Source organism: Thiothrix winogradskyi (genome assembly GCF_021650935.1).
In the GTDB taxonomy this organism is placed as follows: domain Bacteria; phylum Pseudomonadota; class Gammaproteobacteria; order Thiotrichales; family Thiotrichaceae; genus Thiothrix; species Thiothrix winogradskyi.
Genome location: NZ_CP091244.1, coordinates 3,523,663 through 3,536,580 on the forward strand (window position 1 = coordinate 3,523,663; position 12,918 = coordinate 3,536,580).

Sequence of the window (12,918 nt, forward strand, 5' to 3'; positions counted from 1 at the left end):
ATAATAAAAATAATCAGGGAGAATCCCACCGATGAATATCATCTCACACGTTCTGCTCAGTATGTTGCTGGTGCTGGTTGCTTACTTGGGCATTCAAAATCAGCAAATCCGTGCAGAACTTACTGTGCTTAACGCCTCACAGCAAAGCGCCTCAAACGTATTAGCCGAAACACTCGCGCCCTTAAGCACCAAAATTGATGCCATCAATAGCGTCACCAGTAAGATCGGCAAAGAAGCGGATGATGCCGCCAATCAGAAACTGGCTGCCCTGCAAAAACGCCTGGATCTCTACAAACTCATCGGCACACTCAACCAAGCTAACCAATTACGCGCCGAAGGCAAAGGTGCGGAAGCCGCAGAAAAACTCGCCAGTACCAAAAAACCGATCTGGCAAGCCGGTGAAACCTTCGCCGCCCACAAAGCCAAATTGCAAGGGCTAATGGGACCAATCGACAAACTGACAGGCGCATGGAAAAGCGGTGATACCAGCGCCAATGTGGATGCAGTACGCAAAGAACTCGAAGCAGTCTTAGGAGCACTGGGCAATGAACAAAAATAATCTCAAAATAGCGCTTGCCTGGTTAACAGGCTTAGGCATTGCAGGCATTCTCATTCTGTTCATCAACAACAGCGCCCCGTCAGTGGCTGAACCTGCTGCCGCGAACGATTCCCCCAGCTTATTACAAATGCTAAAAACCGGCTCCACCTCTGGGCGTAACGACACGTTTTGCGCCCTCACCACCGGTCCCGACAACAGTTGTTTAGGCTCACCCCAAGCCTTGTGCAGCAAAGATCTGGAAATGGCAAAAATTGCTTGGAAATACTTTGAAAACAACTACAACCCGACCACGGGTTTGTATAACGCAGCGGATAAATACCAGTCCACCACCATGTGGGATACCGGCTCGGCACTGGCGGCAACCATTACCGCGCACGATCTTGGCTTAATTGACGAGAAAACCTTTGATGAGCGCATCCAAGCCATGTTCAAAATATTGACGACGATGGAGTTGTTCAACAAGGAAGCACCCAACAAGGTATACCACACCGGCACAGGGGCAATGGTGGACTACCGTAACCAGCCAGCCCCGGATGGTATCGGCGTTTCCATCCTCGATCTGGCACGGATTGTTTCCTGGCTGAATACGTTGAGTTGTATGCACCCTAAATACGCTTACCCGTCGAAAAAAGTGCTTGAACGCTGGGACATGACCCGCCTGATCAAAGACGGGCAAATGTTTGGTTTATACCGTGACCCCGCTTCCAAGGAAAAAGCCATTGTGGTGGCGCAAGAGGGGCGACTGGGGTATGAACAGTATGCGGGCAAGATTTTCCGCGAACTGGGTTATGACCAGCAGATTTCGGCGACCTACAACAATAAATTCCGCGCTGTGACCAACATTTATGACGTACCGATTGCCTATGACAGCCGTGACCCGCGTGATTTGGGGGCATACAACTACGTGGTAACAGAATCGTATGCGATGGATGTGGTGGAAAACGGTCTGGATGCTGAAAACCAGCCACTGCTGGCAAACATCTATGAGGTGCAAAAACGGCGTTGGCAAGACACCGGCATTGTCACTGCGGTGTCGGAAGACAATCTCGATCAGAAACCGTACTTCCTCTACAACACCATTTTCACGGCAGGGTTGCCTTGGAACGCCACCACAGACAAGGGGGTGCGTTACGACAACCTCAGAACCGTTTCGGTGAAAGCGGCATTGTCCTTGGCGATTTTGTTCCCGGAAGATCCTTACAGCAAGGAGCTGGCATACACCGTCGGCACTGCGTATGACCCGGAACGCGGCTGGTATTCCGGCATTTATGAAAACGGTGGTGGTTACAACAAGGCGATTACTGCCAATACCAATGGCATCATCATGAGCTTGCTGCTGTACAAAAAGTACGGTGAGTTTTATCCGGTATGCAAACGCTGTGAACGCGGTATCAAATCCCAAGTGATTGCGGCTAAAACGTGCGATGCCTGCGCCACTGAATAAATTTTTACTGCTCTCACTGGGCGGGGGGGCATTAATTGCGCCGGTGATGGCGAACGACCTTCCGCCCCCCTTGCAGCAAAAACTGGAAGCCTTGCACTGCGCCACCGATGCCAAGGTTGCCAAAACCATCCTGCGCGAACTTAACAACATCAACGCGCCCGGTCAGCAATGGCCGGATGAATGGCTAGGGCAAAAACCAGAGGCATCCCTGCACGCCGCCTTACTGGATATTGCTTTACATACCCTGAAAACCACTGCGGAACGCTTCCCCAACCTACGCGAAGAAGCCGAGCGCATTGCCTTGCAATGGGATTACTGTGAGATCATGGAAAATCAGGATTTTCATGACCTTATCCTGCGGCAAAAAAAACTGCACAAGCTGCTAAGCGACGGTAACGCCCCGTTAAAATGGCGTGGATTTCGGGAATGGGGATTTCTGAGCCCTGATCCTGCTGACCGTTTCGTCCCCAAATTACTGGATGAAATTCGCCTTGCACCGAATGCGTATCATCTGGTGTTGCATCAGGCATACCGCGAACGTTGCTTTCCCCACCCCGAAACCGGCTTATCGGTACGTGAAGCAGAAACGCCACCTGCCACCGTTGGTAATAATGCCCTGCCCTTCCAGATAGTCACGGAAGCCAAAGCGCAACCCTACCCGTTCAAATGGAAGCCTTCGTGTGAAATTACCCACCAAGTTGCTGCCAAAGTGGTCGAAAGAGCCGTCAACATTCCAAAGACAAATACGCCTCAAACCAATCAGGCAACCTCAAAGACCAAACCGACTGTCGCACAAAAAACCCGTAAATCCACGCCAGCAAACAACAAGACCGAGCGTAAAAAACAGCGTGATTTACGCCAAACCACACGGCAACAACGCCAGCAACAACGCACACCTGCCCCACTTCCACAAGGCGTTCGCGGCTCAATCGGCAATAGCGCTGCCCCCCCTTCCACGGCAGTACCACCAACTAAGCCCGACACATCCCCAACAACCGTTACGACCAAAACGCCCAAGGTTACGGTCAACAAGCCGACGACTCCACCCAAACTAGCGCCTCAACCCACCACCCCAAAAGTGTATACAACGGCTAAAGGCGAAGTGATTCTGCCCACGATTGTAAGCACCACCGCTGGCGGTGATATTCCGATTTACTTTGAGGATGCACCCAGACCGCAAGCCCACAGCACTACCGGCATTGTCGATGCTAAAAAGAAAAAACGCCGGGTTGCGATTACGGTAGCCGATACCGTATCCCTCAAAGATGGCAGCAATAATGTCGCGGTCAGCGCCACTTGGTCGCCGAAAAAAGACTGGTTCGTTAACGGCAGTGCATCAGTGAAAGACGGCGAACCCGGTTACGCTTGGAATGTTGGCTATGCCAATCCCAAACCGGGTACGGTATCGGTACAAGTGGGGCATAACGGCCCCATCAAGCCTGGGCAAGGGCTGGATGTAAAAAATGCCAGTGCCAGCATTGGTTACAAAGTGAAATCAGAAGCCCTCAGCAAGCGCAAACTCAGCGCATCCGGCAGCGTCAACATTTCCGCTAAGGGCAAAGCCAAAGCAAGCGCCACGATGCAATGGAATCCCAAGCCCAATGTGAATGTGCGCACCACTGCCACCGTACCGGTTGACGGCGGCAAACCCAGTTGGAGCTATTCCGCAGGCTATTCCAGCCCCAAACCGGGCAAATTGCGCGTGGAATATTCCAACTACGGCAACAACGACTTTCCCGGCGATAATCTGAAAGATGGCGCGATTACGGTGAGCAAAAGCTGGCAGTTTTGAAGGGCATGAGGATAGCACAGGTGGTTATGCACCTTGGCGCGGATGTGTTCCGGCCGGTGGTTTAGTTGGTAAACAGTCAGTTCCATGCGTATTCTCCGTGACGTAGGGATTTCATGAGGGTGTTTGCATGGGTAGGTCAATTTGCGCGCCAAGTGGCGGTTATCGGTGATTTTTCTTTTATTTAACCTGAGTTCGGGATAAGGTAAGGCGCAGCCTTTCATGGGAGAATGTGAGTAACCACACACAACATTGACCCCACCAAAGGCTGCTACTGAGATGCTAACACGGTTATTCTGTGCCATTGACGATTTTTGTCAGGACTTTCATCCCGAATGGAACAAAACGTTATTGACCCCGAAAGGCGGGCATCGTCGTCGCCACAGTGGTCTTGGCGATAGTGAAATCATGACGATTTTGGTGCATTACCACCAAGTGGGGTATCGTACTTTCAAGTGGTATTATGAGCGTCATGTCAAAGTATTTCTTAAGGGTCATTTCCCGCAACTCCCTAGTTATCAACGTTTTATTGAGTTAATGCCGCGTGTTCTTTTGCCACTAACCCTGTTTATGCAGCAACGCTGTGAAACGGGGCGAGGTATTGCCTTCATAGACTCTACCCCCTTGAAAGTCTGTGAAAATTTGCGTATTCCACGTCATCACACCTTTCGCAAAGACGCAGGCGGGGTAAATCGTCAACAGGCTGGTTTTATGGGTTCAAACTTCATTTGGTCGTGGATGACTGCGGCAATATTTTATCGTTTGCCATTACTTCGGGTAATACCGATGACCGTAAGCCCGTTCCCACGTTGCTGAAAAAAGTGGTCGGCAAAGTCTTTGGTGATCGTGGCTACATTTCCAAGGCATTGACAGAATCGTTGGCAGAGCAAGGGTTGAATGGATTACCTCGCTGAAGAAAAACATGAAACCCGTGGCGCGTGACACGTTCGATACACTGATGTTGCGTAAACGGAGCATCATCGAAACCATCAATGATCAGTTGAAAAATATTTCACAAATTGAGCATTCACGCCACCGTTCACTCACTAACTATATGATTAACATCATTGCTGGCTTGGTGTCATATGCCTATCAAGATAAAAAACCAGCACTGGATTTAAAAACATCAGCATTGGTTGTGATCTAAATTGAGGGATGGCTTATCCCGAACTCAGGTTATTTACAGTTGATTGGGGTTTTATTGTTGGGTGTGCGACAAAGGGGTTTGCGAAGGAATGTCGGGAATGTGATGTAGGGAAGATGACAGGGTTAGGATACGCATCGAATTCATCGGCGATTGTGTTGTGAAACGAAGTGTCGTTTGTTCGCTGGAAACATCTTGAAAATCCAATTTTTATAAGTTAAATCAATAATTCAACTTAATTTTCGCAGGTGGTTTTCTGTTTGCTACGATTGATCAACCATACGGCAAGGAAAATAATAAGAGCAACGATCTGAATCATTATCAAAACACCCCAAATACTTTGGCTTTGCTGAGCATGAGCCACTATCGCTGGATCGTTGTAAATTTTTCCAGTCAATGGGTTTTTAGGCTGCGTTGACAAAATCAAAGAGGGAGAAAGAAGTATCACATTGATTATGTTAACGATAACAGCAGTCAGCCCCCATGTATTGCCTTTGCCTGCGGCGAAGAAAGCCAGTACACCAGAAAGGCCAGAAATGAATGGGCCGACAATTGGGATGATAACGCCAAATACAGAAAAAATGAGGGCAGCGAGTCCAAATGGTTTCATGATTTTATCCTTATAATTCAAGTTAGTTGATAATTTTCAGTTCAAATGAGCAGCTTTTTTATAGGCTTGGCAAACTTGATCCCGTGCTTTTTCATCCTTAACATCTTCTGAAATCTTTGCTTTAAAAATCAGGTCATTGCAATTCTTTCGTAAGGTTTGAAGCTTATCGTCACCTTGTGGCTCACTACGGGAAATTTGTGCTACGGTTGGTTTGAAATCAACAGCCGCTTGGCAATACATGCGCTGTAGCTGTTGATTTCGCGGGTGAACATGTTGTTTTTCTTGCTGTAGTTCACCGCACATGGATTGAAAGAGCTGTTTAGCTGCTTGCGTACATTCTGAAAATTGCATGGCATTTTGTTGTGCATGGCTGCACACCGATGGTTTTTGAATTTTCCATACCTGATATTGGAAAGTGATACGCTGTCCGTTGAAAGTTGTATCAACACTTTGCAAATCAGTCCCCATAATCGCTAACAAATCTTGTTGTATTGGGACCGCGATAGCTTTGATACCTTGATCTACTGCGAGTTGCACACTGTTGTGCGGGTATACCGACGTATTTTCCTGCATGTGCTGGTTCAGCAGTGGCGGATTGTTAGGAATGACTTGTGGAGGTGCGGAGGTTGTACTCACAGGATATTTTTGAACAGTGACTTGTCCTTGTTGTGCTGAAGCCAGATTCTTATCTTCACAACCAGCTAATAGTAGTAATGTGGCGAACCAGTAGTTTTTCATGGGTGATATTGTCGTTATTGCCATGAGGACTGATGTTATCAGAAGTTACATTGGTATAAGCGGTGTTAGGTATAAACGGTAGTTCCCACCATGCTTGACACATCTTATATTTGTATGTACAAAAGCCATATATGGAAGAATTCTACTTTGTATGGGATGAACGTAAGCGGCAAGCCAACATCAAGAAGCATGGCGTGGATTTCGCTGATGTCACCGGGATTTTCTACGACGATGACACCATCATCATTGAAGACCCGGAACTGCACGACGAACAGCGTTACATTGCCCTTGGGCTGGATGTCAAAAGTCGCGTAGTCGTGGTGATTCATGTCTACCGCGATGTTGATGTTATCCGCATTATTTCTGCTCGCAAGGCAGACCCCAAAGAACGCACGCAATTTGCAGGTGGCACATGAAAGAACAGTACGATTTTAGCGGCGGCAAACGCGGCGCGGTCATCAAGGCCAACAAGGAAAAGATCACCATCCGGCTTGATCCTGACGTGGTTGACTGGTTTCGGAAACAGGTAGAAGGCGGTGGCAATTACCAAAGCCTGATCAATGAAGCATTGAAGGCACACATCAAGCAGCAGGGCGAATCACTGGAAACCACCTTGCGCCGTGTCATCCGTGAAGAAATAAAGGCTGAACAGCAGCAAGTAGCTGCCTGATCACTCACGCCACCGCCAGCCCACTATATTTCCGCTCGCTGGGATGCCTAAATCCCAGCACGATATGCGCTTTCGGCACACCCGCTTCCAGCAATTCGGTAGCAACGCCTTCTTCCGTGCCGTCATACTGAATCCAGATTTTGCCGTCGATCAAACGAATATGGACAATCGCGCCATGCAGGTAATCATCCCCATCCCAGCCTGATTGCAACAAAGCGTAGTTGGCATGTTCGTCATCAAAGCTGACGGTGGTTTCGATGTCGCCATACACCGGCTTGTATTGGGTGTGTAATACGCACAGACCCCGTATCCAGCAACAATTGATCCGCTTCAAAACAAGTTATGCTACACTTTGTGTACATAACCATTCCGGGGAACACACCATGCAAGCTGTCGAAGTCTTTTCTGCTCGCGATTTGCGCAACCGTTCCGGCGAGTTGATCAAGCACGCCGAACAGGGACACATGACCATCATCACCAAGCACGGCAAGCCTTCCATGCTGGCGATTCCTTTTGACGAAAATCTGCTGCGCCACGGCATACAGCGGACAATGGCATTACATTTCGTACAATCCCGCCAGATGACGCTTGCCCAAGCCGCCCGTTTCGCTGGTATTGATCTGGAAGCATTCATCGAGTTGCTAGGCTCAAGCGGCATTGATGCAGTGGATTACCCGCCTGAAGAACTAGAGGCGGAACTGGAGCACGCACTTTGAGCGGTATTGTCATTGCTGATTCCAGCCCGTTAATTGGGTTGGCACGCATCAATCAACTTGAGTTGTTGCATCTGCTTTATACCGAAATCTGGATTCCACCCGCTGTCTACGCCGAGCTGAAACCTGATGCCCAACGTCCGGGTAGTCAAAAGCTGAAAGCAGCCTTGGAAGCTGGTTGGCTACATATCGCCAACAGTGAGCAGTTTTCTGCCGAAACATACGCCGAACTACGCCAGACACTGGATATGGGCGAGTCTGAAGCCATTGCATTGGCAGAAGCCATGAACGCCCGTTTCCTGTTGATTGATGAACGCAAAGGGCGGGAGGTAGCGATCCGGCGCGGCGTACCCATTGCAGGCATCGGAGCGGTTTTATTGGCAGCCAAACGCCACGGGTACATTCTCAGTGTTGCAGTTGAGTTAGGGGCGCTAAAAAAAGCAGGCTATCGCTTATCCGCCGCTTTGATCAGAAAACTGCTCGAACTGGCGGGAGAATAAGGCATTCACGCCATCGCCTTCTTTCGTGCCGTCATACTGAATCCAGATTTTACCGTCAATCAAACGGATATGCCGTCAATTACCGCAGAATCTTACCCCTGAAACAGCTATAATAGGCGTATTACCTGTTTGGCAGGAGCAAAACATGCCTACGATAACCTCACTTGAAGCCCAAAACCAGTTTGGCAAGCTGATTGATACAGCCCAGCGCGAACCCGTCACCATCACCCGCCGTGGTCGCCCGGTGGCGATGGTTATTTCAATCGAAGACATGCAGGAATTGCTGGGCAAGAATGCCGCCGCTTGGTATGAAAACTACTGCAAGCGTCATGCAAACAACCCGCGTACTGCCGATTTGACCGACGAAGACGTAAACAGGTTGGTGCATGAGCTTCGTTAAATCGATTGTTTTTGATACCAGCACCTTAATCAGTGCGGCTATTCGTACCGCATCTGTGCCAGCACAGGCGTATCAAGCTTAAAACTTCCCCGCCGCCAAACACTGCTTCTTATTCTGATTAAACGCCAGAAACTCCGGTGTCAGCGTCACCCCTTTGCCGCACTGCTTGCATTGCTGATTCAGCGCCCCGTACATCTTATGCAGCAACACTGACAAAATCACCCCGTTGGTATTCGCGGTAGTTGCCTTGTTCAAACCGAGTTCGGGGTTTTCGTAAATGCCGGAATACCAGCCACCTTTGGGATTTTTAGCAGCTTGCACCGTTCCCAGCAACACCTTGCTGTATTCACGTTCTGGGAACAAATACGCCATCGAAATCGCCGCCTTCACCGAAACCGTGCGCAACGCCGACATGTCTTCGCCCTTATCGGTAATCGCTGCCCAAGGGATGTCATCGCTGAAAATGGTGTTGTAAACAAAGTAAGGTTTACGGTCGATATTGTCTTCGGAAACTGCCGTGACAGTGCCTGTCTGTTCCCAGCGGCGTTGCTGCACCTGATAAATGGTTTCCAACAGCGGTTTGTTTTCGCTATCCACCCCGTGTTCCATTGCATCCATCGCGTAAGATTCGGACACCACGTAATTGTGCGCCCCCAAGGTCGACGCATCACGTGAATCTACCAGCAATTTCACCCCGGAAACAGTAGCATCAGTGGCATACTGATTGTGGTAACGCGCCGATAGGCTCAGATCGAAACCCAACTGGCGGAAGGCTTTGGCGGCGTATTGCTCGTAACCGAGACGACCTTCCTGCTGCACTTCCACCGAGCCATCCTCGTCTTTGAAAGCCAAACCGTACATTTGCCCGTGTTCCAGCAAGCGGCAAAAATTCCAGCTTTCTAGCACTTTGCGGGCTTTGTCAGCGTGTTGCGGGTGCAGACAAGCGAGGATATTCAGCCAGGACACCAACCGCCCCAAGTCCAGCGTGGAAATCCCGATACCGGTTTGCGAGGGTTGATTACGGTAATCCACTTTTTGCGCGGTTTTGGTGTTGTATACCTTATTCGGGGCTTCGCCATTGAACAGGTCAAGGTTACGCAGCGTGTAAAGCATTTGCCCAATGTCTTTATCGAAACGTTCGCGCTCAATCAGCCCCAGCTTTTCAGCGGCGATAAAGGCTGCCAGCGTTGAGCCAACATCCCACAGTGTGGTGGAAGGGTAATTATCCGCTGCATTCACCAGCCCGGTTTCCGGCTGGCGGTTGTTCTCGAAATATTGCCATGCCAGCTTTGCCATTGCCCGATCACGTTCATCCAGTTGCCCAATGCGGGCGGGGCAATGCTGAGGGGCAGCTTTGGGCGCTTCGGCAGCATGGGCGATATTCAGCCATACGCTGCAACACAGGATCACGGGTAAGGTCAGGGTAAAGCGCAGCATGATTGTTGTTATTCCGGCTGTGGGGAAGTGCTGATTCTTACCCTCTCAATCGTCGGGTGTCAATTGCAGTCGGATAAACGCACCTGTACTATACAAGGCATCATAACAATAATGGATAACAAGCTATGTTATTGAAATACCCGCTGGCAATGCTGTTTTCCACACTTTGCATCAGCAGCGTCTATGCCAATGAAGTCAAACCTGAACCTTATCCCGCCTGCCCTGATACGCCAGTGCCGGTAGGCAAGGAAGATTACCAACCCAGCAACTTGTCCTTGCAAGGCTTAACTGGGCTATACATCAATCTCGACGATGTAATCAACAGTGCCAAACCCAAAAACGTCAAGTTGCAAGCTGACCTGAAAGACGCGGTGGTCAAGCGGCTGGAAAAAGCCGGAATGCGCTTACTCAGCAAGGAAGCGCTGGAGAAAACGCCCGGTCAACCGGAAATGAGCATGTTTCCCAGCTACCCCAAACATCTGGGGCCATTCAAGCCGGGCGAACCACGCATTGAATACAACGCCCAATGTTGCACCGCTGGCATCTGGACATCCTTCACCCAAGGCGGAAGCACGCTGCGCCATCCGTTGCTCAATCACAAATTAGCGACTTGGGGTGAAGGTCACAACACCACCGATTGCAGCGACACTGGCAAATGGCTCAGCGAAGTCGTGCTGAAAACCGTCGATAATTTCATTGCTGCCAAGCAAAAAGCGGATAAAGATTACCAAGAATGGCAGAAAAAATCGGCGAAAACGCCAGCAAAACCCAAGGCAGATACTCCGCCCGCCAGCACTGACAAACCCAAAAAAGATACCCCACCCGTCAGTGACAAACCCGCAACAGATACCCCCCCCGTCGCCAGCACTGATAAACCCGTCGAATTGCGTGAAACCACGGATGCCGAAGCACTCGCCTGCGATACCGCCATTTTGCTGTACGCGGAAATTTTCCCGACCGCCGCCGCCAGCATCAGTGACACCAAGGGCGGCATTTTAGAAAAAATCGCCGACAATATGAAAGCCTGCCCACAATACCGTTACCGCATCGAAACCCACGCCGACCAGCGTTCCAGCCATGAATACAATGATGTGCTTTCAGCCCGGCGAGCAGTGGCTATCCGCAATTATCTGGTCGATAACGGGGTGGATGAAGAACAATTTGACCTGCGCTTTTACGGCAAGCGCAAGCCGTTGGTGGAAGGTGATAATGAAACCGCTTGGGCAGCCAATCGGCGTGTCATGATCACGCCGATCAAGCCAAAATAACCCCACACCACCGCCATTTATCAGTTTTTATGTCGAGTTCATCAATTTATTCATTAATATGACGGTAAGCAAGCGTGTACCGCCATAGGGTATGCCTACCCCCTAATGCCTTATAACAAATCCAAGGGAGAATGCTTGTGGCAACCCTAACGCCCAGCAATAAGCCTTCTGTATTCCTCATCGCTATCGCGTGCGGTGTGTTGTTTTCGATCGCCATGCGTTTGATGCTCAATTTTAACGGCGGGCATATCGACGAATACGATTATTTGTTTGTCGGCAAGCAATTGCTGGCGGGTAAGGATTGGGGGACGTATTTCTATATTTTTGGCTCGAATTTGAATTGGTACATCCTCGGTATCGGTGAGTTTCTTGGTGGATTAAGCGGAGCGCGAGCCGTCGCCGGGTTGTTCGGTTTGTTGTCACTGGTGGGGATGTATCAGTTTGCCCGTCAGTTGTTCGATAGTGTCGCGGTAGCGTGGCTGAGTGTGGCGTTGTTAGCGATGCAAGCAGCGCATATTTTCATCAGTAAATTTGCCACCTACGACATTATTGCCTTGGCGTTTTTCAGCCTGTCACTTGCCCCGTTGTTACTGGCGTGCCGTCAGGCGGGCAAAGCGCGTTATCTGGCGTTGTTGGCAGCGGTGGTGCTGTGTGCGTTAGCTGTTACCAGTAAATACATTGTGGTGGTGTATGTGCCACTGCTGACCTTGGTGGCGTTGTGGCTATCCCCGGTGGTAGGCGTTTTGTTTGGCTTAGGCATGAGCGTGGTGTTGGGCGCGTATGTGGGCTGGCATTGGCAGGATTTACAGGGCCTTTACACTGTTCAGATCAAAGGAACGCACGGGATCAATGCCGATTATGCTTTTATTTTGCGTATGGAAATGATGTATTTGGCGTTGCCCCTATTATTGTGGTTAGGAGCATTGGGATGGCAGGTGTGGCGGTGGCGCGGGCAAGCATTGCGTGAACGTAATACACTCATTTTATTGGTGTTGCTGGCGTTGGCGTTACCCTTAGCGGCTTACCATTTGCACGGGCAAAACATGATTTCCCTGTTTAAGCATCTGGTGTACGGGCTATTTTTCCTCGTACCGGTGATGGCGTGGTTGCTGTGGCAAGGCTTGCAACATTTCCAGTTCAAACCGCTGGCGCAAGCGGTAGCGGCAGTTCTGGTATTGGGGATGGCGTGGCTGAATCATGGATTTTTGCGTGAGATGGAAATCGCTTACCCAGATGTCCGCCCTATCATCACGACAATAGCGGCGTTGCCATTGGATGAAAATGTCACCATTGCCAGCGAAGATCCGTATTTGATGCGTTACCTAGCGTTTGGTCAATTGCCGCAGAATCACATTAAAGAATTGGGTTGGATCGACAACAATCGGGATGGCAAATACGAGAAAAAAGATGCGATCGAAGCGGTTTGGGACAGCAAGTTTACCTATGTTTTCCTCAATAACCTGATTCAACCCAAAGCCAATCATGATCTACGCGGGGTTATGCTCAGCCGGGGTTATGAAAAGCTTGTGGAAATCCCTTGGCAGACTGCGCCCGTGATGAGTAGTCGGAACAGCGGGGTATTAGAGCTGTACAAAAGTACCCGACCGCCACGCATTCCGACCAATGCCGATGCGATGTTTAAGTGA

Annotated in this window: 14 protein-coding genes and 1 pseudogene; 11 read left to right on the top strand and 4 right to left on the bottom strand. The window is 49.9% G+C overall.

Annotated elements, in window-relative coordinates; genetic code table 11:
* Window positions 1-31 precede the first annotated feature (31 nt).
* The 4 genes and pseudogenes from L2Y54_RS17465 (at window position 32) to L2Y54_RS17480 (ending at window position 4,939) form a co-directional block, all read left to right on the top strand.
* The gene (locus tag L2Y54_RS17465) at window positions 32-559 is read left to right on the top strand and encodes a hypothetical protein (protein ID WP_236497905.1); all 528 of its coding nucleotides are present in this window, start codon (window positions 32-34) and stop codon (window positions 557-559) included.
* Window positions 546-2,003, top strand: a complete 1,458-nt coding sequence (locus L2Y54_RS17470) for a DUF3131 domain-containing protein (RefSeq protein ID WP_236497906.1) — start codon at window positions 546-548, stop codon at window positions 2,001-2,003. Before L2Y54_RS17465 ends, L2Y54_RS17470 begins: the two co-directional genes overlap by 14 nt.
* The gene (locus L2Y54_RS17475; protein ID WP_236497907.1) at window positions 1,984-3,795 is read left to right on the top strand and encodes a DUF3131 domain-containing protein; all 1,812 of its coding nucleotides are present in this window, start codon (window positions 1,984-1,986) and stop codon (window positions 3,793-3,795) included. The genes L2Y54_RS17470 and L2Y54_RS17475 overlap by 20 nt, the downstream gene beginning before the upstream one ends.
* A gap of 276 nt (window positions 3,796-4,071) precedes the next feature.
* Window positions 4,072-4,939: pseudogene (locus L2Y54_RS17480) on the top strand (IS982 family transposase).
* A gap of 232 nt (window positions 4,940-5,171) precedes the next feature.
* Here the strand turns inward: L2Y54_RS17480 and L2Y54_RS17485 are convergent.
* Both L2Y54_RS17485 and L2Y54_RS17490 read right to left on the bottom strand, forming a co-directional pair.
* Window positions 5,172-5,546 (bottom strand): hypothetical protein, encoded by a 375-nt coding sequence (locus tag L2Y54_RS17485; protein WP_236497908.1) that lies wholly within the window; start codon window positions 5,544-5,546, stop codon window positions 5,172-5,174.
* Window positions 5,547-5,582: 36 nt separating this feature from the next.
* Window positions 5,583-6,284 carry a hypothetical protein gene (locus tag L2Y54_RS17490; RefSeq protein ID WP_236497909.1) on the bottom strand — a complete coding sequence of 234 codons (702 nt, stop codon included), beginning with the start codon at window positions 6,282-6,284 and terminating at the stop codon, window positions 5,583-5,585.
* Between the two features lie 131 nt (window positions 6,285-6,415).
* Between L2Y54_RS17490 and L2Y54_RS17495 the strand changes: the two genes are divergently transcribed.
* Both L2Y54_RS17495 and L2Y54_RS17500 read left to right on the top strand, forming a co-directional pair.
* Window positions 6,416-6,700 (top strand): BrnT family toxin, encoded by a 285-nt coding sequence (locus L2Y54_RS17495; protein WP_236497910.1) that lies wholly within the window; start codon window positions 6,416-6,418, stop codon window positions 6,698-6,700.
* A complete protein-coding gene (locus tag L2Y54_RS17500; protein ID WP_236497911.1) occupies window positions 6,697-6,954 on the top strand; it encodes a BrnA antitoxin family protein in 258 nt (85 codons plus the stop codon). Before L2Y54_RS17495 ends, L2Y54_RS17500 begins: the two co-directional genes overlap by 4 nt.
* 4 nt (window positions 6,955-6,958) lie before the next feature.
* Here L2Y54_RS17500 and L2Y54_RS17505 read toward each other — a convergent pair whose 3' ends face one another.
* Window positions 6,959-7,288, bottom strand: coding sequence for a XisI protein (locus L2Y54_RS17505; RefSeq protein ID WP_236497912.1), 330 nt, complete (start codon window positions 7,286-7,288; stop codon window positions 6,959-6,961).
* A gap of 49 nt (window positions 7,289-7,337) precedes the next feature.
* Between L2Y54_RS17505 and L2Y54_RS17510 the strand changes: the two genes are divergently transcribed.
* The 3 genes from L2Y54_RS17510 to L2Y54_RS17520 all read left to right on the top strand — a co-directional run bounded on the left by L2Y54_RS17510 (window position 7,338) and on the right by L2Y54_RS17520 (window position 8,567).
* Window positions 7,338-7,670 carry a type II toxin-antitoxin system prevent-host-death family antitoxin gene (locus tag L2Y54_RS17510; protein WP_236497913.1) on the top strand — a complete coding sequence of 111 codons (333 nt, stop codon included), beginning with the start codon at window positions 7,338-7,340 and terminating at the stop codon, window positions 7,668-7,670.
* Window positions 7,667-8,167: a PIN domain-containing protein gene (locus L2Y54_RS17515; protein WP_236497915.1), complete on the top strand. Its 501-nt coding sequence runs from the start codon at window positions 7,667-7,669 to the stop codon at window positions 8,165-8,167. Before L2Y54_RS17510 ends, L2Y54_RS17515 begins: the two co-directional genes overlap by 4 nt.
* A 145-nt stretch (window positions 8,168-8,312) precedes the next feature.
* Window positions 8,313-8,567, top strand: coding sequence for a type II toxin-antitoxin system Phd/YefM family antitoxin (locus L2Y54_RS17520; RefSeq protein WP_236497917.1), 255 nt, complete (start codon window positions 8,313-8,315; stop codon window positions 8,565-8,567).
* Between the two features lie 78 nt (window positions 8,568-8,645).
* Here L2Y54_RS17520 and L2Y54_RS17525 read toward each other — a convergent pair whose 3' ends face one another.
* Entirely contained in the window at window positions 8,646-10,004 is a 1,359-nt protein-coding gene (locus L2Y54_RS17525; protein WP_236497918.1) for a DUF3131 domain-containing protein, read from the bottom strand.
* A 125-nt stretch (window positions 10,005-10,129) separates the two neighbouring features.
* On the opposite strand from L2Y54_RS17525, the gene L2Y54_RS17530 reads away from it, so the two are divergent.
* Complete coding sequence (locus L2Y54_RS17530; RefSeq protein WP_236497920.1) at window positions 10,130-11,272, top strand: OmpA family protein; 1,143 nt, start codon at window positions 10,130-10,132, stop codon at window positions 11,270-11,272.
* Window positions 11,273-11,409: 137 nt separating this feature from the next.
* Entirely contained in the window at window positions 11,410-12,918 is a 1,509-nt protein-coding gene (locus L2Y54_RS17535) for an ArnT family glycosyltransferase (RefSeq protein ID WP_236497922.1), read from the top strand.